Source organism: Streptomyces sp. NPDC101234, assembly GCF_044767525.1.
Classification (GTDB): Bacteria; Actinomycetota; Actinomycetes; order Streptomycetales; family Streptomycetaceae; genus Streptomyces; species Streptomyces sasae.
Genome location: NZ_JBIWOA010000010.1, coordinates 304,397 through 323,035 on the forward strand (window position 1 = coordinate 304,397; position 18,639 = coordinate 323,035).

Consider the following 18,639-nt stretch of genomic DNA (forward strand, 5'->3'; position numbering starts at 1 on the left):
CGGCCGATGAGCATGTCATAAAGGTGTGCAGGCGCACCTTTACGCACACCTTTATGACACGGGAGGGCCCATGACCGGACGGCCGTTGATCGGCGTGAGCACGTACCTGGAGGCCGGGACGCGCTGGGGCGTCTGGGAGCTGGAGGCGGCGCTGCTGCCGGCCGGCTATCCGCGTCTTGTCCAGCGGGCGGGCGGCCTGGCCGCGATGCTGCCGCCGGACGCCCCCGAGCACGCGGCGGCGACGGTGGCCCGTCTGGACGGCCTGGTGATCGCGGGCGGCCCGGACGTCGAGCCGGTCCGCTACGGCGCCGAGGCCGACCCCCGCACCGGCCGTCCCGACCGCCCCCGGGACGCCTGGGAGCTGGCCCTGATCGACGCGGCGCTGACGGCGGGCGTCCCGCTGCTCGGGATCTGCCGGGGCATGCAGCTCCTGAACGTCGCGCTCGGCGGCACCCTCGTCCAGCACATCGACGGCCACGCGGACGTACCCGGCGTCTTCGGCCGGCACGAGGTGAAGCCGGTCCCCGGGACGCGCTATGCCGAGACGGTCGCGGAGGCGGCCTCGGTCCCCACCTTCCACCACCAGGCGGTGGACCGCCTCGGCGACGGCCTGACGCCCTCCGCGTACGCGTCCGACGGCACGGTGGAAGCGATCGAACTCCCCACCGACCGCGGCTGGGTCCTCGGCGTGCAGTGGCATCCGGAGATGGGCGAGGACCTGCGGCTCATGCAGGCCCTGATCACAGCCGCGTCCTGAGCCAGGCCAGCGCCGCGTCGCCCTGTGCCCGCTGGAACGGGCGCAGGGTGGGCAGGCCCGGCGGGGCGGGCAGGACCGAGCTCTGCAGGAAGTAGCCGGTGAGGGCGGCGAGCGCGGCGGTGACGGCGTCCGGCTCCGCGTCCCGGCCGAGCGGGTGCGCGCCGAACACGCCTTCCGGGTCCGGACCGCCCTGCGCCGTGACGCACGGCAGCATGACCAGCAGGTCGAACCAGGGGGTGGCCCGGACCGCGTGCGGCCAGTCGACGAACACGACCCCTCCGTCGTCGGTCAGCAGCATGTTGTCGGCGCGAAGGTCGGCGTGGGCGAGGGTGTCGCCGGTGACGGATCCGGGCCAGGGGGCGGCGAGGTCGGCCAGGTCGGCGAGATGCGCGACGGTCCACTCGTCGAGTCGGTCGGCGTCCGCGTCGGGGCCCTCGATCAGCTTGCGCCAACCGTCGAGGGTGCCGGCGAGGTGCTCGGCGGCTGGTGGTGCGTCGACGGGCGCCGGGGTGAGGGTACGGCCGAGGGTGGCAACGGCATCGAGAACGCGGCGGAGTTCGTCGGGGCGCCAGGGGATGTGGGGCTGACGGCCTTTCACCTCCTCGAAGACGAGGGCCACCCAGGTGCCGTCGTCGTAGGTGCCGAGCAGGCGGGGTGCGGGGACGGTGTCGGGGAGGGCGGCCGCGTTGCGGGCCTCCGTGCGGTGCAGGGCGGGGCTGTGGGGGTTGGCGTCGGCGCTTACCGCCTTGACGAAGGCGGTGCGGTGGGCGGCGGTGCGGATTCTGGCGGCGACACCCGGGGAGAAGCCCCCGGGCTGGGTGGCGGCGTGGGTGACCGGGGCACCGCCGAGCAGGTCGGCGACGGCGGTACGCACGGGGGCGGGGAGTGCCTCCCAGGGGGTGCGGGCACCTTCGGCGGGTGGGGCGGTGGGGGTGGGCATGGAGGGATGGTGCGGGTTGTGAGCGGGGTGCCGCCACGGTTTTTCGCCCCCGCCGGCCTTGCCCTCCCCCAGGGGGCACCCCCAGCCGGGCCGTCTTTCGGACCTCTCCCTTTCAAGTGACCCAGTCGGGTGGCGGATGGGCGAAGGGCTGTCAGCCCCGGGTCAGGGAGAGCAGTTCTCGTGCCGGGCCTGTCGGGCGGTGGCCTGTCGGCCATACCGCCCGCAGGTCGCGGCGCAGCGCAACTCCGTCCACCGGGATGCTCACCAGGCGCCGCATCGCCAGTTCCTCCCCCACCGCCAGTTCGCTCAGGACCGCCGGGCCGGCGCCGCCGACCGCGGACGCCTTGACCGCCGTCGTCGAGGACAGCTCGATCAGCGGGCGTGCCAGGCCGCCGAGCGCCGCGTCGAGGACCTGGCGGGTGCCGGAGCCGCGTTCACGGAGGATGAGCGGTGTCGCCGCCAGCTCCTCGGCGGCGAGCGGGCGTCGGCGGCGGGCCCAGGGGTGGGCGGGGGCCACGACGACGATCAGGCGGTCGTGGGCTATCACCGCGGAGTCCAGCCCCTGCGGCACCGACAGGCCCTCCACGAAGCCCAGGTCCGCCTCGTCCGCGAGCAGCCGTTCCGCCACCGCCGCCGAGTTGCCGGCGAGCAGGGACACCGCCGTGTCGGGACGCTGCGCGCGCAGCGCGAGCAGCCAGCCCGGGAGCAGGTACTCGGCGATGGTCATGCTCGCCGCGACCCGCAGCCGTGAGTCCCGCCGGTCCCGCAGCGCCTGCGCCCCCGCGTCGAAGGCCTCCGCCGCCTCCACCACCCGCCGCGCCCAGTCGGTCACCAGCGCACCCGCGTCCGTGAGCCGGGAACCGCGTGGTGAGCGGTCGACGAGGGCCACGCCCAGCTGCCGTTCCATGGAGCGGATCCGGCTGCTGGCCGCGGGCTGGGTGATACCGACCTCCCGGGCGGCCGCCCCGAGGCTGCCCAGCCGCGCCACCGCCAGCAGCAGTTCCAGCGCACCGAGGTCCGGCACGCGGTGCGCCAGCGTGCCGCCTGCCGCCCGGTCCTCCGTCTCGCTCATAAGACCAGCTTATGCCCTCATAGAGACGGACTCCCTGGTCGCGGCCCCGGACCGGCGGCACCGTTGGTTCCATGGTCACCGCAGTCCGGTATCTCGGTCCCAACTGGTACGCCTCCGTCATGGGCACCGCCGCCCTCGCCACCGCCGGCGCCGCGCTCGGCGTCGGCGGCGGCGTACACGAACTCCTCGTCGGCGTCTGGGCGCTGTCCCTGCTGCAGCTCCTGGCCCTGCTCGCCGCCCGCGCCCTGCACTGGGCGCACCACCCCGACCAGGCCCGCGCCCACCTGCTCGACCCCGCCATGGCGCCCTTCTACGGCTGCCTCTCCATGGCCCTGCTCGCGGTCGGCGGCGGGACCCTGGCCCTCGGACGGGACTGGATCGGTGAACCGGCGGCCGTCGCCCTGGACGCCGTGCTGTTCGTCGCCGGCACGGCCGTCGGGCTGGCGGCGGCCGTCGCCGTGCCGTACCTCATGGCCGTACGGCATCGGGTCGAACCCGGTCAGGCCACCCCGGTGTGGCTGCTGCCGCTGGTCGCGCCCATGGTGGCGGCCGCGCTCGGGCTGCGGCTCGTACCGCATCTGCCGGCCGGGCAGCCCCGCGAGACCCTGCTCCTCGCCTGCTTCGCGATGTTCGGGCTGAGCCTGCTGGCCACGCTGCTGATGCTGCCGCTCGTCTTCGCCCGGCTGGTCACCGGCGGCCCGCTGCCCCTCGCGCTCACGCCGACGCTCTTCCTGGTGCTGGGGCCGCTCGGGCAGTCCACGACGGCGGTGGGCGCCTTCGCCGACGTCGCGCCCGGGGTCGTACCGGCGCCGTACGACGGCGGTTTCGGCCTGCTCGCCGTGCTGTACGGCGTTCCGGTCATGGGGTTCGCGCTGCTGTGGCTGGCGCTGGCCGTCTCGCACCTGGCGCGGGCCCGGCGGCAGGGCATGCGGTTCGCCATGACGTGGTGGGCGTTCACCTTCCCGGTGGGGACGTGTGTCACCGGCGCCGCGGCGCTGGGGCGGCACACCGGGCTCGCCGTGTACGACTGGCTGGCGGTGGGGCTGTACGGCCTGCTCGTCATCGGCTGGGTCGCGGCCGCCTCCGGCACCGTACGCGGGCTGCTCGGCGGCGCGCTGCTCGCCGGGCCTCGGCCGGTCCCTGCGGGGCCGCTGCCGGTGACGGGGCGTACCGCGCCGGATGCCGTCCGCTGACCCGTGCGCGAGGCTGTGGTGCTTCAGCGGGGGCGGTCCTGGACCGCCTCGATGTGTTCTGCCACCGCCACCACGATCACCCTTGTGTCCGGGACCGTCGCCCGCCAGCGGTGGCGGACTCCGCCGGTGAGGTAGAGGGTGTCGCCGCGGCCGAGGCGGTAGGCGCTGCCCTCTGCCTCGATCTCCACGGCGCCGTCGGCGACGTACATCAACTCGTCGTTGCGGTGCTGGAATTCGCGGCCGGCGTCGTGGTCGCCGGTGAACTCCGAGGCGTGCAGCTGGTGGTGACCGCGCACCAGGGAGCGCACCTTGGGCGCGAAGTCCGGCTCGGTGGCGTCCTCGGCCCGTACGACGTCCACGCTGCACGCCGGGTCGGCGGCGGCGAGGAGTTCGACGGCCGTGGTGCGCAGGGCGTCGGCGAGCTTCTCCAGGGAGGTGCGGCTGGGGCGGGCCCTGTCGTTCTCGATCTGGCTCAGGAAGGGCACCGAGAGGCCGCTGCGCTCGGCCACGACGGCGAGGGTGAGTTCCAGCGCGCGGCGGCGCCGCCGTACTGCCGCGCCCACCCGCACGGGCTGCTGGTCTTTGTGGTCGCCCATCGCTCCGGCTCCCTCCTTCGCTCGTCGTTGCGCCCTTCGGGTGCCCCGCCTCGGCCGGGCCCCTCCTGATGGGTTCTCTGCACCCTACGCACGTTCGGCAAACCGTTTCAGGCGGCCGCCACATCCCTGTCACGTCCGGTGAGCGCGACCCTCACAGTTCACGCCACTGCACGAGTGTGCCGGACTCGCCGGGCGCGGACTCCCCCTTCGGGATGAAGACGCTGACCAGGAGGGCCGGACGGCCGTCGAGGCCGACAAGGAGTGCGGCCGGCGGAACGGCGACGGCGCGGCCGCCGCCGGGGTTCACCGGTGCGGCCCGCCGGCCCGGCCGGATACAGGGTCGTGGGCACGGGCCGGCCTGCTCCCGGAGTCGTTCCGCAGGCGTCGGACCCCGATCAGGGCGAGCGGCCGTCCCGACGGTTTCAATGCGCGAGCGGCCGCGGATGTTCCCGGCGGTGCGCCAGGCCCGGAGCACCTGGTCGGGGCGTCGATCCGGGGCGGGGTCGCCGGACGGTGAAGTCCCTTGAGACGGCGCCGAGTTGGAGGCCGGTGGCGCCGTCGGGCCGGCAGTGGCCCGGTCTGTTCCGTGGCGTCACCGAGGACCGCGGTGACGTCCGGGGCGCCGTCTTCCCAGGTGGGCCGGGAGCGGGGCGCGTCGAACGAACGGTCGGCCGTCACGGGCGGCGACTCGGCGAGGTTTGGGCAGTGCCGTAGCGCTATGTGGTTGGCCGGAACCTTTCCGTAGGCGAGACCGCCTCCACCGGCGGCACGGGACCGATGCCGAGTGAGCGAGGCCGTACCAGGCGCCGAGGTCGTCGAGCTGCTTGCCGTACTTCTTCCAGTACTCATGAGGCAACCGGGCGCCGAGCGCGCACAGTTCGGAGAACGGCGTGTGGGGCAGACGCGCACAGGGGACAGGTCACGAGGCCCTCGCATCCCGCATCCCGGTGTGCGGCACCCCGGCGCCGTCAGTGCCGTACGGCATGATGCGTGGCGTGACCGGACGACTGATGCTTCTCGACACCGCCTCGCTGTACTTCCGCGCCTACTTCGGCGTCCCGGACTCCGTGAAGGCACCCGACGGCACGCCGGTGAACGCCGTGCGCGGACTGCTGGACTTCATCGACCGGCTGGTCAAGGACCACCGCCCGGACCAGTTGGTGGCCTGCATGGACGCCGACTGGCGGCCGCAGTGGCGGGTCGACCTGATCCCCTCCTACAAGGCGCACCGGGTCGCCGCGGAGCACGAGAGCGGCCCGGACGAGGAGGAGGTGCCGGACACCCTCTCCCCGCAGGTGCCGATCATCGAGGAGGTGCTGGACGCACTCGGTATCGCCCGGGTCGGCGTCGCGGGCTACGAGGCGGACGACGTGATCGGCACGTTCACCGGGCGCGCCGACGGGCCGGTGGACATCGTCACGGGCGACCGCGATCTCTACCAGCTGGTGGACGACGCACGTGGGGTGCGCGTGCTGTACCCCCTCAAGGGCGTCGGCACGCTGCAGACCACCGACGAGGCGTGGCTGCGCGAGAAGTACGGGGTCGACGGGGGCGGGTACGCGGATCTGGCGCTGCTGCGCGGCGACCCGAGTGACGGCCTGCCGGGGGTGCCGGGCATCGGCGAGAAGACGGCCGCCAAACTGCTCGCCGAGTTCGGCGACCTGGCCGGGATCATGGCGGCGGTCGACGACCCGAAGGCGAAGCTGACGCCGTCGCAGCGCAAGCGGCTGGACGAGGCCCGTCCGTATGTCGCCGTCGCGCCCAAGGTGGTCCGGGTCGCCGGTGACGTACCGCTGCCGGATGTCGACACCGCGCTGCCGAAGGCCCCGCGCGATGCGGCCGGGCTGGACGCGCTGTCGGCGCGGTGGGGGCTGGGCGGTTCGCTGCACCGGCTGCTCGTGACACTCGGCGGGTGACCGACCCACACTGGAGGGGCAGCCGCCAAGGAATTGTTCCGGCAAAACACACTCATCGAGTGCCCATGGAAGAGGTGTTAACTAAAGAGGGGATGCTAACTTAGGTAAACCTAACCAATGGAGCAGGGAGGCCGTCATGGCAGAGCGTCCGGGACGTAAGCCGCGCAAGCCCCATTCCGCCCAGGTCGTACGCACCGAGCGGCTGACCCCGCACATGCAGCGCGTGGTCCTCGGCGGTGACGGGCTGGCCGGTTTCGCGGCGGACACCTGCACCGACCATTACGTGAAGCTCCTGTTCGGCCCGGCGGGCGTCACCTACCCCGAGCCGTTCGACCCGGAGCGGATCCGCGCGGAGTTCCCCCGTGAGCACTGGCCGGTGACGCGGACCTACACGGTGCGCTCCTGGAACCCCGAACACCGTGAGCTGGCCCTGGACTTCGTCGTGCACGGCGACGAGGGGCTCGCCGGACCGTGGGCGTGCCGCGTCCAGCCGGGCGAGACCGTCCATTTCATGGGCCCTGGCGGCGCCTACGCCCCGGACACGGACGCCGACTGGCATCTGCTCGCCGGTGACGAGAGCGCGCTGCCCGCGATCGCCCGCGCCCTGGAGTCCCTGCCCGGCGGGGCGAAGGCCTTCGCCTTCATCGAGGTGTCCGGCCCCGAGGAGGTACAGAAGATCGACTCCGATGTGGAGGTCGTCTGGCTGCACCGGGGCGAGCGGCCGGTCGGCGAGGCCCTGGTGGCCGCCGTAAGGGCGCTGGAGTTCCCGGAGGGCCGGGTGCACGCCTTTGTCCACGGCGAGGCGAGCTTCGTGAAGGAGCTGCGGGCGATGCTGCGTGTCGAGCGCCAGATCCCGCGCGAGGATCTGTCGATCTCCGGCTACTGGCGCCTCGGGCACAACGAGGACGGCTGGCAGGCCTCCAAGCGTGACTGGAACGCCCGCATCGAGGCGGAGCAGGAAGGCGGCGGCCCGGTCGCCGCCTGAGAAATCCGTGAGCCCACCGGGACCGGCAACACCGCGAGGTGCCGCCGGTCCCGCGCCGTTCACACCGATCGCTGGTAGGACCGGAACGTCCTGATCGACAGCCACACGGCGGCGACCGCCAGCGCCAGCAGCGCCCCGCCGCGGCCCAGCACCGCGCTCCAGTCGGGATCCGCCGACATCGCGGAACGGCCCGCGACCATCGCCCAGTTGAGCGGGTTGAAGTCGGCGATGTGCCGCATCCACCCCGGCATCTGGGACGGCGCCATGAAGGCACTGGACAGGAAGGTCAGCGGGAGAAGCAGGAAGGTGTTTATCCCGATGATCGACTCCCGCTCCTGCACCAGCATGCCGAGCGCGTTGGACAGCGCCCCGAATATCGTGCCGAGCAGGACGGCGGCCACCACCAGGACCGCTGTGCCGGCGACCCCGCCCGGATAGTCGGCGCCGCCCAGCAGGCCGAGCAGCACGATGATCAGCGACTGCCCGGCGGTGATCAGGCCGTTGTTCACCACGTTGCCGTTCATCAGCGCGGCCCGGCTGACCGGTGTGGTCAGGAAGCGGTTGAGGGTGCCGCGCTGGATCTCCTCCAACGTGCCCATGCCGGCCCACATGTTGGAGCTGAGGGCGCTCATCACGACCACGCCCGGCACCAGGTAGTCGAGGTAGGAGGTGGTGCCGAAGCCGCCCAGCTCGACGACCTTCCTGAAGAGGCTGCCGAACAGGAACAGCCAGATCACCGGCTGGATCAGGGTGATGATCGCGTACGCGGGCTGCCGCGCGAACACCAGCAGCTGACGCCGGGTCATGTACCAGGTCTGGGAGAGGGCGTTGCTCATCGCGCACCTCCGGAAAGGGCGAGCGCATCGGCGGTGTCGGCCTCCGCGTACCGGCGGCCCGCATAGCGCAGATAGACGTCGTCGAGGGAGGGGCGGGCGACGGTCGCGGCCACCACGGTCACCCCGGCCCGCTCCAGGGCGGCGAGCAGCGCGGGCATGGCGGCGGCCCCGTCGTCGGCGCGGGCGCTGATCCGGCGCCCGTCGAAGAGCGCCTCGTGCACGCCCGGCAGTCCGGTCAGGGCGCCCGCGAGCAGGGTGCGGCCGGCTTCCCCGGGTGCCTCGCGCAGCTCCACATGGACGGCGTCGCCGCGCAGTTCGCCCTTGAGGGCGTCGGGGGTGCCCTCGACCACGACCCGGCCGCGGTCGACGATCGCGATCCGCTCGGCGAGCCGGTCGGCCTCCTCCAGGTAGTGCGTGGTGAGCAGGATGGTCAGCCCCTCCTCGCCGGCCAGCCGGCCGATCTCGTCCCACATCGCGGTGCGGGCCTCCGGGTCGAGGCCGGTGGTGGGTTCGTCGAGGAAGAGCACCTCGGGGCGGTGCACCAGGCCGAGGGCCACGTCGAGGCGACGGCGCATGCCGCCGGAGTAGCCCTTGACCGGACGGGCGGCGGCGTCGGTGAGGGTGAAGCGGGCCAGCAGTTCGTCGACCCTGCGGTTCAGCGCGGTGCCGCTCAGACCGTAGAGCCTGCCCTGGAGCCGGAGGTTCTCCCGGCCGGTGGCGACCGGGTCGGCGCCGGAGTTCTGGGCGACCACGCCGATCGCCCGGCGCACCCGGTCGGGGTGGCGCAGCACGTCATGGCCGGCCACGGTGGCGGTGCCCGAGTCGGGACGGGCCAGGGTGGTGAGGATCTTGACGGTGGTGGACTTGCCGGCGCCGTTGGGCCCGAGGAGCCCGAAGACGGTGCCGGGTTCGACGGTGACGTCCATGCCGTTCAGTGCGGTGACGTCTCCGGGGTAGGTCTTGATCAGCTGGCGCGCCTGCACTGCGGGCGCACGGGTGCTCATGTCGGCTGCTCTCCTGGGGAAAACGCGAGTGATCGCGGATGATCGACGGATGGTCGCGAATGATCCGCGCGATGAGCACCGGGCTATCCTGGGTGTGCCGCACCTCGATGGCCCGGAGCCGCCGCACGGCGGGTTCGGTTCGGGGTTCGAGACCCCGGCCGGGCTGCTGCAACAGCTCAGCCGGGGTCTGCCCGCTAGTTCTGCTTCTGCTCGAACTCGGCCTCCAGCTCCAGGTACTTCTCGGGGATCTCCCCTGTCTCATGGAAGTGCCGCCAGTCCACGACACCCGGGAAGCCGCCCTCCGTCAGCTCCGCCAGGAAGCCGCGCACCCACTCGGCCTGCGCCTCGATCATGTGCAACTGGTACTCGGCCTCTATCACGAAGAGCCGGGGCAGGGTCTCACGCAGCTTGCCGAGGGCCCCGCGCAGGCTCGCGGCCTGCACGTCGAGCGTCTTGAGCCGCTCCTCCAGCAGCCGGGCGGCCTCGTCCGGATGGAGCGCCCCCATCAGCGACAGCGCGGCCTCGAAGACGGGGTACTCCCGCGCGGGCACGGCGACCAGGTCCGAGAGCCACTCGGCCGTCTCCTCGCGTCCGGCGTCGGTGATGCCGTAGAGCGTGCGCTCGGGGCGGTTGCCCTGCCGCTCCACATCGGTCACCTCGACGAAGCCGTGCTTCTCCAGGTTCTGCACGACGGTGTAGAGCGAGCCGTAGTTGATCTTCAGGCTCGTGTCCTTGCCGCGTCTGCGCAGGGTCTGGGCGATCTCGTACGGATGCATCGGCCGCTCGGCGAGCAGCACCATCACGGCGAGCGCCAGCGGGTTGCTCAGCTTGCGACGCCTGGCCGCCATCGACACTCACCCCACCCTCTCCGTCGTTCCCGTACGCCTCGTCACCGAATATCCGTGACCGAACATATCGCGAGTCGACGGCAGCCGTCAATACACACGATGTATCGCGTCTGGGCCGGGTCCGCAAGGGCGTGAGGACTTGGGCCCGCCCCGGACACGCCTGCGTGACGCGTGCGAAACAGCACGTCCCTAATTTCTGTCGCTCGACAGGAAGTCCGCGATTTCCGTCCCCGACAGGAAGTCCGCCTGACAGGCAGGTGCCGCCGTGACGACACTCGACGACCGCTCCGTGGAGCCCGACGACCGTTCCCTGGAGGAGTTCGGCTACCGCCAGGAGCTGCATCGCAGCCTCGGCCGGTACGCCTCCTTCGCCGCCGGGTTCTCCTTCATCTCCGTACTGACGACCGTCTTCCAGTTCTTCGCCTTCGGGTACGCCTTCGGCGGCCCGGTCTTCTTCTGGGCCTGGCCGGCCGTGCTGGCCGGCCAGTTGCTGGTGGCCGCCTGCTTCGCCGAACTGGCCGCGCGCTATCCGATCTCCGGCGCGATCTACCAGTGGTCCTCACGCCTCTCGAACCCGTCCTTCGGCTGGTTCGCCGGCTGGATCATGGTGATCGGGCAGATCGTGGTGGTCGCGGCGGCCGCGCTGGCCCTGCAGATGGTGCTGCCCGCGCTCTGGTCCGGCTTCCAGCTGATCGGCACGGATGCCGCGCCCACCTCGGCCGACGGGGCAGCCAACGCGGCCGTCCTCGGCGTCGTGCTCCTGGTGCTGACCACCCTCGTGAACGTCATGGACAACCGGGTGATGTCCGTGATCAACCGGGTCGGCGTGACCGCCGAGATCATCGGCGCGGTGCTGATCGTCGTACTGCTCCTCACCCACTCCAAGCGCTCCCCCGGCATCACGTTCCACACCGGGACGGCCGCCGAGGGCGGCCTGCTGGGTGCGCTGCTGGTCGGTTCGTTCACCGCCGCGTACGTGATGATCGGCTTCGACAGTGCGGGTGAGATGAGCGAGGAGACGCACCAGCCGCGGCGGACGGCGCCGCGGACGATCCTCACGGCGCTGTCCGCCGCGGGCGCGCTCGGCGGACTGGTCGTCCTCGGCGGGCTGCTCGCCGCGCCGAGCCTCACCGACGGGCACCTGGGCGTCGACGGGCTGAGCTACGTCCTGACCAGCAGCCTCGGGGACGGGGTGGGGCGGGTGCTGCTGGCCGACGTGGTGGTGGCGATCGCGGTGGCGACGCTGGCGATCCAGACGGCCGCCTCCCGGATGCTGTTCTCCATGGCACGGGACGGGCAGCTGCCGTTCGCCCGGGCGCTGGCGCGGGTGAATCCGCGCACCGGGATGCCGAGCGCGCCGGCCGTGGTGGTCGGGGTGCTGGCCGCGCTGCTGCTGTTGCTCAACTTCGCCTCGCCGGACGCGTTTCTGGCGATCGGGACGACGTGCATCGTGATGCTGTACCTCGCGTACGCGATGGTCACCGGGCCGCTGCTGGTACGGCGGCTGCGGGGTGAGTTCCGGGTCGAGGGGACGGACGAGACCGGGGCGCCGTTGTTCTCGCTGGGACGGTGGGGGGTGCCGGTGAACGCGGTCGCGCTGCTGTACGGGCTGATGATGACCGTGAATCTGGCGTGGCCTCGGGGGGCGGTCTACGACCCGGCGGGGGGTCACTGGTACTTCCGGTGGTTCACCGTGTTGTTCCTGATCGGAACGGTGGTCGTGGGCGGCGTTTGGCGGCTCACCCGGACGGAGTCGCGGAGTGCGGTCGCTGCGCCGGAGGCTGTGGCGTAGTTCGTCGGGTGCGGGTGCGTGGGGGCTGGTCGCGCCCACGCGGCGGAGCCGCATATCGACACAGCCCCGCGCCCTGAAGGGGCGCCGCCCGTACCCTTGGCTGCAAATGAGACGTAAGACCCCCGCCCCGCCCTCGCCCCTCCCCCAGCGTCAAGGGGTGGACCCCGTTCGGGTGCGGTTGCCCTTCGCCGGCGACTGGGCCACGGTCGGCGACTATCTGATCGAACGGCTCTCCGGAGCCGCCCCCGGCGTCGTCGCCGGGATGCTGGACTCGGGACTGGTCGTGGGCGCCGACGGGCACCCCGTCGACGCCCACGCTCCTTACGCCCCCGGCCTCTACCTCTGGTTCCACCGCGATCTGCCCCCCGAGGTCCCTGTCCCCTTCCCCCTCGACGTGGTCTACCGCGACTCCCACATCGTCGTCGCCGACAAACCGCACTTCCTCGCCACCACCCCACGCGGCAGTCATGTCACCGAGACCGCCCTGGCAAGACTGCGGCGGGAGCTGGGGATCCCCACGCTGGGGGCCGCGCACCGGCTGGACCGGCTCACCGCCGGGCTGGTGCTGTTCACGGTGCGGCCCGAGGAACGGGGCGCCTATCAGACGTTGTTCAGTGAGCGGCGGGTGCGCAAGGAGTACGAGGCGATCGCACCGTACGACCCCGCGCTCGCCCTGCCCCGGACCGTGCGCAGCCGGATCCTCAAGGAGCGTGGGGTGCCCGCGGCCTGCGAGGTCGAGGGGCTGGTCAATGCGGAGACCGTTGTCGAACTGGCCGAGACCAGAGGCGGGTTGGGGCGGTACCGGCTCACCCCGCACACCGGGCAGACGCATCAGCTGCGGGTCCATATGAGCGTGTCGGGGGTCCCGATCCTCGGCGATCCGCTGTATCCGGTGGTGACCGGCCCCGTGCCGGACGGTGACTTCCGGCGGCCGCTGCAACTGCTGGCGCGGCGGCTGGAGTTCACCGATCCGGTCACGGGGGTGGAGCATCGGCTGCGCAGCGGGCGGACGCTGCGGGCCTGGGAGTCGTACGAGGAGTGGGCCGGCCGGGAGCTCCGCTAACGGCCCAGCCACCAGCGGCGCAGCCGCGGCCAGATGCCGCGCGGCTCGGCCGCCGGTTCCGGCGCGACCGGGGCGGCGGGTGCCGGGCGCGGCTCCACCGGCGCCATCGGCGGCATCGGCTGTGGGGCGGCCGGTGGCGCCGTCGGGCGGGCCAGGCCGAGCTGCCGGTCCGAGCGCTGTGGCGGGACGAGGGCCGGGCTCGGCATGAGGGTCACGTCCTGCTTCGGCTTCGGGTCGAAGCGGACCGGCAGTTCCACCAGGTGCCGGGACGCGATCGACGCCCGCCAGCGCAGTTCCTCCTCTTCGCAGTCGAGCTGGATGTCGGAGAGGCGGGTCAGCAGCTGGTCGACCCCGACGTCCGCGATGGCACGGCCGATGTCCTGGCCGGGGCATTCGTGCGGGCCGCCGCCGAAGGCGAGGTGGGAGCGGTTGCCCTGCATGTTGGCGTTCAGGTCGGGGCGGACGCGCGGGTCGACGTTGCCCGGGGCGGGCGCGTAGAGCAGTCCGTCGCCCTTGCGGATGCGCTGGCCGCCGAGTTCGGTGTCCTGCTTGGCGAAGTAGGCGAAGACCGTGCTGAACGGCGGCTCGTCCCACAGCGACTGCTCGATCGCCTCCGGCACGGTCATCTGGCCGCCGTTGAGCTGGGCACGGAAGCCCGGTTCGGTGAGGACCATGCGCAGGGCGTTGGCGAGGACGTTGGCGGTGGTCTCGTAGGCGGCGATGAGGACGACCCTGAGGTGCTGGGCGACCTCGTCGTCGTTGAGCCGGGCGGGATGGTTGATGAGGTGGCTGGTGAAGTCGTCCTCGGGGCGGGCCCGGCGGCGGGCGGTGAGCCGGGTCAGGCAGCCCATGACGTACTCGTTGCTGGCGATGGCGGTCTCGGTGCCCTTGAGCATGTCGCGGGCGGCTTCCACGATCCGGTCGTTGTACTCCTCGGGCATACCGAGCAGTTCGCACATGACCGCCATCGGCAGGTGCTCGGAGTACTGGGAGACCAGGTCGGCGCGGCCCTTCTCGCAGAACTCGTTGACCAGCAGCTGGGTGTAGCGGCCGATGAGGCGGCGGATGCTGCGGTTGTCGATGGTGGTCATGGCGCCCATGACGGCGGCGCGCAGCCGCTGGTGTTCGTCGCCCTCGGCGTGGGAGCAGATGGGCTGCCAGGCGATGTGCGGCATGAGGGGGTGGTCGGGCTTGACCATGCCCTCGCGCAGCGGGGTCCAGGTGCGGCTGTCCCGGGTGTAGACGGCGGGGGTGCGCACCATCTGGAGGTTCTCGGTGAGGCCGAGGACGACCCAGACCGGTACGTCGTCGTGGAGCAGCACGGGTGCCACGGCGCCGTGTTCCTCGCGCAGCCTCTCGTACAGCTCGCCCAGGTGGTCGGCGTCGGCGCCGTAGAGCCGTTGCAGTCCGCCGGGTCCGCGGTCGTGGGCGGGGCAGCCGGGTGGTGGGGCCGCGTCCGTGCCGGCGCCGGTCGGGAAGGGGGATTCAGGCGTCACAGTGATCGCTCCGGGAAGAGGTGTCAGGTGAGCGCGCCGGACATGGCGAGCGAGTGCAGGAAGCGCATCAGGGTCATCAGGACGTCCCGGCTGGAGGCCCGGCGGCGGGCGTCGCACTCGATGATGGGGATCTCGGGGGACAGGTCCAGCGCGGTGCGCAGTTCCTCGATGGGGTAACGGGGGCCGTCGGGGAAGGAGTTGACGGCGACGACGAACGGCACCCCGCGCTCCTCCAGGCGCCCCATGACGTCGAAGCTGACCTCCAGGCGCCGGGTGTCGATGAGGACGACCGCGCCGAGGGCGCCTTCGAACAGGCCGTTCCACAGGAACCAGAAGCGTTCCTGGCCGGGGGTGCCGAAGAGGTAGAGGACCAGCTGGTCGGTGATGCTGATACGGCCGAAGTCCATGGCCACGGTGGTGGCGGTCTTGGACTCGGAGCCGTAGTTGTCGTCGACACCGATGCCGGCCTGGGTCATGGTCTCCTCGGTGGTCAGCGGTCTGATCTCGCTGACGGAACCGACCATGGTGGTCTTGCCGACTCCGAAGCCGCCCACGATCACGATCTTCACCGCGGCCTGGGCGGTGTGCGGCAGCTGGTCCTCCGTGCGGGGGCCGGGGATCGTGTCAGAGCTTTTGAAGTCCATGCATCACCGCTTCGAGGAGTGAACGGTCGGGAAGTGCCTGGCGGACGATCGGGGCGCGCGCCTGCACCAGTTCGGCCGTGATCAGCTCGGTGATCAGCGCGGTCATCGCGCTGAACGGCAGGTTGAGATAGGCCGAGAGCTCGGCCACGGACAAGGGCGCGGTACAGAGCCGGAGGAGCACCGTCTGTTCGGGCGTGACGGAGGGCGGTGGGTCGGCGCGCGCCACGATTAAGGTGACCAGGTCGAGTTCGGCCCGGGCGCCGTCGGCGCCGCTGATGACGTAGAGCCGCTCGGGGTTCTTGTTGTCGCCGTCCTCGCCGCCGTTCTCGGGGGCCGGCGGCACGGACGGGAGCGGTGGCAGGTGATCCGGGTCGGGTTGGCGCCGTTTGCGTTGCGGAGGAGTCATACGGTCTGCCCGTTCCGCCGGGGCGGACTGGTGAGATGGGCGCCGATGCGGACGACGAGGTCGCGCATCATCTCGCTCATCCGGCCGGGTTCGCAGGTCACGTCGGCGAGTACCGCGAGGTAGGCGTTGGCGCCGGCGGACATCAGGTAGAAGTAGCCTCTGTCGATCTCGATGAGGACGAGGTTCATCTCCCCGTTGCTGATGGGGAGTTCCTGGGCGACGGCGCCGGCGAGGCTCTGCACGCCGGCGCAGGCGGCGGCGAGCCGGTCGGCGGCGTCGGGGTCGCCGCCGTGCCGGGCGATGCGCAGGCCGTCGGCGGAGAGCACGACGATCATCTCGACGCCCGGAACCCCGTCGGCGAGTTGCTTGAGCATCCAGTCGAAGTTGCCTCGCTGCTGGATCACTTGAGGTCCCCCTCGTCATCGGCTTCGGTGCCGGCCGGATCGTTGATCAGGTGCAGGTACTTGGTGGGGTTCCGGGTGAAGTCGGTGGGGTGGACACCCGGGTTGTTCTTCTTGAGCCCCTCCCAGAAGGCCGCGACCCAGAGGCCGGGTTCGCGGCGTTCCGGCTCCGGCTTCTCGGGCTCGGGCTCCTTGTGCTGCGACCAGATGGTCGGGTTGCCCTCGCGTTCGGCGCGCTCGATGGCGGCCTGTTCGGCGAGCCGCCGGCTGAGCGGCATCTTCATCCGGCTGCGCCGCTGCGGCAGTCCGCCCGCGGTCCACTCGGTGACCTCGGGGACGTCGTCCTCCATGGAGATGCCGGCGGGGATGCGGGGGCTGGTGGGCCGGCGCTTCTTGGGCGGCCGCTTGGGTCCTTCGAGGGCGCCGAGTTCGGGCTTCGGGATACCGGTGGCGCCGATGCCGTGGGCGATACCGGGAGCGGGGTCGGTGGTCATCATGTCGCTGGGCACGATGAGGACGGCCCGGACACCGCCGTACGCCGAGGCGCGCAGCGAGACGTCCATGTTGTACGTCGTGCAGAGGCGGCCGACGACCGAGAGGCCCAGCCGCGGGTTCTCACCGAGGACCTGGATGTCCTTGCCCTGCTTCGCCTTCTCCAGCAGGCCCTCCAGGCGGGCGCGGGCCTCCTCGTTGAGGATGACGCCGGCGTCCTCGATCTCGATGCACACACCGGACTGCACCTCGACCGCGGTGACGTGCACCTTGGTGGAGGGCGGCGAGTAGCGGGTGGCGTTGTCGAGGAGTTCGGCGGCCGCGTGGATGAGCGGTTCGACGGAGGTGCCCTTGATGTTGACCTGGCAGATGGAGTGCAGCTCGATGCGCCGATACTCCAGGATCCGGGACATGGCGCCGCGCAGCACGCTGTAGAGGGCGACGGGGTTGGGCCACTGACGGCCGGGGCGGCCGCCGCCGAGGACGGAGACCGAGTCGGCGAGGCGTCCGATCAGCGCGGTGCCGTGGTCGATGCGCAGCAGGTCGTCGAAGACCTCGGGGTTGCGGCCGTGGTCCTCCTCCATCTCCCGCAGTTCGTGGGCCTGCTGGTGGACGATGGCCTGGACGCGCCGGGCGACGCTGACGAAGGAGCGCTCCAGGGAGTCCCGCTGGAGGTCCTCCTCGTCGACGATGTCGAGCATGATCCGGATCAGCCGGCGCTGCGACTCGGGGGCGTGGCGCATCCGGGGGTCCAGGTCGAAGACCTGACGAATCACCTCTTTGGGTGACTCCCCGGCCTTCAGCCGGTACAGCGCGGTCGGGAAGACCTCCTTGCCGAGGCGGTCGATCTCCTCGTCGCCGGCGGCCAGGCTGCGTTCCAGATACGCGCTGTGACGGGCGTGCTCGGCACGGGCGTCCCGGAGCCTACGGCCGCGGCGCACCGCTTCCGCCGCCGTCACGAGGACCAGCAGCATGCCGACGGCCCCGCACACGCCGACAGCGGTCCGGGCGGGCTCCGCCACCAGGACCACGGCGGCGGCGGTCGCCGCGGCCATCAGTATGGCGGGCAGCAACAGCACCCGCGCCAGGGAAAGTTCACGGCCATTGGGAGGCGGTTGCACACTCACCATGTATGCCTTCTGAGACGAATCGGCTGGGTGTCGGGAGAGTTCGTGGGGGGAAGGTTCATGGAGCAGTCGGGATCTTCCGTATGTTTGGGAACAGGCGCACGAATTCACCTCAACTCGGTGCGCCGCGGGCGAGCTTAGTCCGACCGGATCAACGCCGTGTCATATTCGGCAAGCACCTGAAAACGCCCAAAGGACTGGAGTAGCCTCGGTCGTTTTGCACGCTGGGCGTTCATTCGCACACGGTGCGTCACGGCGAACGGACATGCGGGTGCGGCCCACCGGACGGGTGAAACGGCTCTTCGAGCCGGAACCTCCGCCGGGTTCAGACCCCGGCGATCCGCAGCGCCGCGTCGGCCGTCGCGCGGGCGAACTCGTCGATCCGGCGCTCCGGTTCGGAGCGGTGGATGAGGATGACACCCTCGATCAGACCGAAGACGAGATCGGTCCGCAGCTCCAGCTCCCCCTTGGCGAGCCCCCCGCCGGCGGCCGTCGCGGCGATCAACTGCCGGTAGGCGTCCTTGAGTTCGGCCCGCACTGCACGGAAGCCGGCGAACCGCTCCTCGTGCACCTCGGGCAGCAGGTAGAGCGCGCCGAGATTGTGCGGCCCGGCACACAGCAGCTCCACGTCGGCCCGGCACAGGGCCCGCAGCCGCTCCTCGGCCGGCGTCACGTCGTCCGCGAGCAGCTCACGCGCATACGACAGCGACGGTGTGACGGTGGACTCCAGCAGCTCGGCGAGGAGTTCCTCCTTGCCGGAGACGTAGTGGTACATCGAAGCCTGCCGCATGCCCGCCCGTTCGGCGACGGCCCGGGTGGTGGTGGCCGCGTAGCCGCGGGTGGTGAACAACTCGGCGGCCGCCACGAGCAGTTCGGTGCGCGGTTCGAGACCGCTGTCCGGCCGCTGCGCGGCCCGCGGCCGGCCGACCCGACGGCCACTGCTCGTTCCCATGCGTTCGATCCTCGCACACGACGTCGCACGACGATCTCGGCATGCGCCCGTGCCGCACCCCGGTGAGCCCTCGGTAACCGGGCCGGAACGCGGCGGCAATGCCCGCGACCCGCCCCGCA

The 18,639-nt window shown here is 71.8% G+C and carries 19 protein-coding genes; 6 read left to right on the top strand and 13 right to left on the bottom strand.

Annotated features, from left to right (window positions below; all coding sequences use genetic code 11):
• The first annotated feature begins 70 nt into the window (after nucleotides 1-70).
• On the top strand, nucleotides 71-757 hold the full coding sequence (locus ACIRR9_RS20695; protein ID WP_403753664.1) for a gamma-glutamyl-gamma-aminobutyrate hydrolase family protein: 687 nt from the start codon (nucleotides 71-73) through the stop codon (nucleotides 755-757).
• On the opposite strand, the gene ACIRR9_RS20700 is transcribed toward ACIRR9_RS20695, so the two are convergent.
• Both ACIRR9_RS20700 and ACIRR9_RS20705 read right to left on the bottom strand, forming a co-directional pair.
• Complete coding sequence (locus tag ACIRR9_RS20700; RefSeq protein WP_403753666.1) at nucleotides 741-1,697, bottom strand: aminoglycoside phosphotransferase family protein; 957 nt, start codon at nucleotides 1,695-1,697, stop codon at nucleotides 741-743. The genes ACIRR9_RS20695 and ACIRR9_RS20700 overlap by 17 nt on opposite strands.
• Before the next feature lie 151 nt (nucleotides 1,698-1,848).
• The gene (locus ACIRR9_RS20705; RefSeq protein WP_365343985.1) at nucleotides 1,849-2,769 is read right to left on the bottom strand and encodes a LysR family transcriptional regulator; all 921 of its coding nucleotides are present in this window, start codon (nucleotides 2,767-2,769) and stop codon (nucleotides 1,849-1,851) included.
• A gap of 71 nt (nucleotides 2,770-2,840) precedes the next feature.
• On the opposite strand from ACIRR9_RS20705, the gene ACIRR9_RS20710 reads away from it, so the two are divergent.
• Complete coding sequence (locus ACIRR9_RS20710) at nucleotides 2,841-3,962, top strand: TDT family transporter (protein WP_403753669.1); 1,122 nt, start codon at nucleotides 2,841-2,843, stop codon at nucleotides 3,960-3,962.
• Between the two features lie 23 nt (nucleotides 3,963-3,985).
• Here the strand turns inward: ACIRR9_RS20710 and ACIRR9_RS20715 are convergent, their stop codons facing one another.
• The gene (locus ACIRR9_RS20715; protein ID WP_123978391.1) at nucleotides 3,986-4,558 is read right to left on the bottom strand and encodes a helix-turn-helix domain-containing protein; all 573 of its coding nucleotides are present in this window, start codon (nucleotides 4,556-4,558) and stop codon (nucleotides 3,986-3,988) included.
• A gap of 151 nt (nucleotides 4,559-4,709) precedes the next feature.
• Nucleotides 4,710-4,865 carry a hypothetical protein gene (locus ACIRR9_RS20720; protein WP_403753672.1) on the bottom strand — a complete coding sequence of 52 codons (156 nt, stop codon included), beginning with the start codon at nucleotides 4,863-4,865 and terminating at the stop codon, nucleotides 4,710-4,712.
• A 679-nt stretch (nucleotides 4,866-5,544) separates the two neighbouring features.
• Between ACIRR9_RS20720 and ACIRR9_RS20725 the strand changes: the two genes are divergently transcribed.
• Together ACIRR9_RS20725 and ACIRR9_RS20730 are read left to right on the top strand one after the other, a co-directional pair.
• Nucleotides 5,545-6,474 (top strand): 5'-3' exonuclease, encoded by a 930-nt coding sequence (locus tag ACIRR9_RS20725; RefSeq protein WP_365344032.1) that lies wholly within the window; start codon nucleotides 5,545-5,547, stop codon nucleotides 6,472-6,474.
• Nucleotides 6,475-6,610: 136 nt separating this feature from the next.
• On the top strand, nucleotides 6,611-7,459 hold the full coding sequence (locus tag ACIRR9_RS20730; protein WP_384564292.1) for a siderophore-interacting protein: 849 nt from the start codon (nucleotides 6,611-6,613) through the stop codon (nucleotides 7,457-7,459).
• Between the two features lie 59 nt (nucleotides 7,460-7,518).
• Here the strand turns inward: ACIRR9_RS20730 and ACIRR9_RS20735 are convergent, their stop codons facing one another.
• The 3 genes from ACIRR9_RS20735 to ACIRR9_RS20745 all read right to left on the bottom strand — a co-directional run bounded on the left by ACIRR9_RS20735 (nucleotide 7,519) and on the right by ACIRR9_RS20745 (nucleotide 10,147).
• Nucleotides 7,519-8,295 carry an ABC transporter permease gene (locus ACIRR9_RS20735; RefSeq protein WP_403753675.1) on the bottom strand — a complete coding sequence of 259 codons (777 nt, stop codon included), beginning with the start codon at nucleotides 8,293-8,295 and terminating at the stop codon, nucleotides 7,519-7,521.
• Nucleotides 8,292-9,299: an ATP-binding cassette domain-containing protein gene (locus ACIRR9_RS20740; RefSeq protein ID WP_365343998.1), complete on the bottom strand. Its 1,008-nt coding sequence runs from the start codon at nucleotides 9,297-9,299 to the stop codon at nucleotides 8,292-8,294. Before ACIRR9_RS20740 ends, ACIRR9_RS20735 begins: the two co-directional genes overlap by 4 nt.
• Nucleotides 9,300-9,493: 194 nt before the next feature.
• Complete coding sequence (locus tag ACIRR9_RS20745) at nucleotides 9,494-10,147, bottom strand: PadR family transcriptional regulator (RefSeq protein WP_403753679.1); 654 nt, start codon at nucleotides 10,145-10,147, stop codon at nucleotides 9,494-9,496.
• Nucleotides 10,148-10,412: 265 nt separating this feature from the next.
• Between ACIRR9_RS20745 and ACIRR9_RS20750 the strand changes: the two genes are divergently transcribed.
• On the top strand, nucleotides 10,413-11,939 hold the full coding sequence (locus ACIRR9_RS20750; RefSeq protein ID WP_403753683.1) for an amino acid permease: 1,527 nt from the start codon (nucleotides 10,413-10,415) through the stop codon (nucleotides 11,937-11,939).
• Nucleotides 11,940-12,045: 106 nt separating this feature from the next.
• Entirely contained in the window at nucleotides 12,046-13,002 is a 957-nt protein-coding gene (locus ACIRR9_RS20755; RefSeq protein WP_403753686.1) for an RluA family pseudouridine synthase, read from the top strand.
• Here ACIRR9_RS20755 and ACIRR9_RS20760 read toward each other — a convergent pair.
• From ACIRR9_RS20760 to ACIRR9_RS20785, 6 genes are all read right to left on the bottom strand, one after another.
• Entirely contained in the window at nucleotides 12,999-14,498 is a 1,500-nt protein-coding gene (locus ACIRR9_RS20760; protein WP_365344007.1) for a cytochrome P450, read from the bottom strand. The genes ACIRR9_RS20755 and ACIRR9_RS20760 overlap by 4 nt on opposite strands.
• Nucleotides 14,499-14,521: 23 nt before the next feature.
• A complete protein-coding gene (locus tag ACIRR9_RS20765; RefSeq protein WP_403753689.1) occupies nucleotides 14,522-15,142 on the bottom strand; it encodes a GTP-binding protein in 621 nt (206 codons plus the stop codon).
• Nucleotides 15,123-15,548, bottom strand: a complete 426-nt coding sequence (locus tag ACIRR9_RS20770) for a DUF742 domain-containing protein (protein ID WP_384564311.1) — start codon at nucleotides 15,546-15,548, stop codon at nucleotides 15,123-15,125. Before ACIRR9_RS20770 ends, ACIRR9_RS20765 begins: the two co-directional genes overlap by 20 nt.
• Nucleotides 15,545-15,952: a roadblock/LC7 domain-containing protein gene (locus ACIRR9_RS20775; protein WP_123978380.1), complete on the bottom strand. Its 408-nt coding sequence runs from the start codon at nucleotides 15,950-15,952 to the stop codon at nucleotides 15,545-15,547. Before ACIRR9_RS20775 ends, ACIRR9_RS20770 begins: the two co-directional genes overlap by 4 nt.
• A complete protein-coding gene (locus ACIRR9_RS20780; protein ID WP_403753692.1) occupies nucleotides 15,949-17,571 on the bottom strand; it encodes a sensor histidine kinase in 1,623 nt (540 codons plus the stop codon). The genes ACIRR9_RS20775 and ACIRR9_RS20780 overlap by 4 nt, the downstream gene beginning before the upstream one ends.
• A gap of 322 nt (nucleotides 17,572-17,893) precedes the next feature.
• Nucleotides 17,894-18,520 (bottom strand): TetR/AcrR family transcriptional regulator, encoded by a 627-nt coding sequence (locus tag ACIRR9_RS20785; RefSeq protein ID WP_403753695.1) that lies wholly within the window; start codon nucleotides 18,518-18,520, stop codon nucleotides 17,894-17,896.
• Between the last annotated feature and the right edge of the window lie 119 nt (nucleotides 18,521-18,639).

Excerpts from the sequence above, each read along its gene's own strand:
- ACIRR9_RS20765 (WP_403753689.1), bottom strand. The coding sequence starts at position 15,142 with ATGGACTTCAAAAGCTCTGACACGATCCCCGGCCCCCGCACGGAGGAC.
- ACIRR9_RS20740 (WP_365343998.1), bottom strand. The coding sequence starts at position 9,299 with ATGAGCACCCGTGCGCCCGCAGTGCAGGCGCGCCAGCTGATCAAGACC.
- ACIRR9_RS20770 (WP_384564311.1), bottom strand. The coding sequence starts at position 15,548 with ATGACTCCTCCGCAACGCAAACGGCGCCAACCCGACCCGGATCACCTG.
- ACIRR9_RS20710 (WP_403753669.1), top strand. The coding sequence starts at position 2,841 with ATGGTCACCGCAGTCCGGTATCTCGGTCCCAACTGGTACGCCTCCGTC.
- ACIRR9_RS20745 (WP_403753679.1), bottom strand. The coding sequence starts at position 10,147 with ATGGCGGCCAGGCGTCGCAAGCTGAGCAACCCGCTGGCGCTCGCCGTG.
- ACIRR9_RS20785 (WP_403753695.1), bottom strand. The coding sequence starts at position 18,520 with ATGGGAACGAGCAGTGGCCGTCGGGTCGGCCGGCCGCGGGCCGCGCAG.
- ACIRR9_RS20695 (WP_403753664.1), top strand. The coding sequence starts at position 71 with ATGACCGGACGGCCGTTGATCGGCGTGAGCACGTACCTGGAGGCCGGG.
- ACIRR9_RS20700 (WP_403753666.1), bottom strand. The coding sequence starts at position 1,697 with ATGCCCACCCCCACCGCCCCACCCGCCGAAGGTGCCCGCACCCCCTGG.
- ACIRR9_RS20715 (WP_123978391.1), bottom strand. The coding sequence starts at position 4,558 with ATGGGCGACCACAAAGACCAGCAGCCCGTGCGGGTGGGCGCGGCAGTA.
- ACIRR9_RS20755 (WP_403753686.1), top strand. The coding sequence starts at position 12,046 with ATGAGACGTAAGACCCCCGCCCCGCCCTCGCCCCTCCCCCAGCGTCAA.
- ACIRR9_RS20705 (WP_365343985.1), bottom strand. The coding sequence starts at position 2,769 with ATGAGCGAGACGGAGGACCGGGCGGCAGGCGGCACGCTGGCGCACCGC.
- ACIRR9_RS20730 (WP_384564292.1), top strand. The coding sequence starts at position 6,611 with ATGGCAGAGCGTCCGGGACGTAAGCCGCGCAAGCCCCATTCCGCCCAG.
- ACIRR9_RS20780 (WP_403753692.1), bottom strand. The coding sequence starts at position 17,571 with ATGGTGAGTGTGCAACCGCCTCCCAATGGCCGTGAACTTTCCCTGGCG.
- ACIRR9_RS20725 (WP_365344032.1), top strand. The coding sequence starts at position 5,545 with ATGCGTGGCGTGACCGGACGACTGATGCTTCTCGACACCGCCTCGCTG.
- ACIRR9_RS20735 (WP_403753675.1), bottom strand. The coding sequence starts at position 8,295 with ATGAGCAACGCCCTCTCCCAGACCTGGTACATGACCCGGCGTCAGCTG.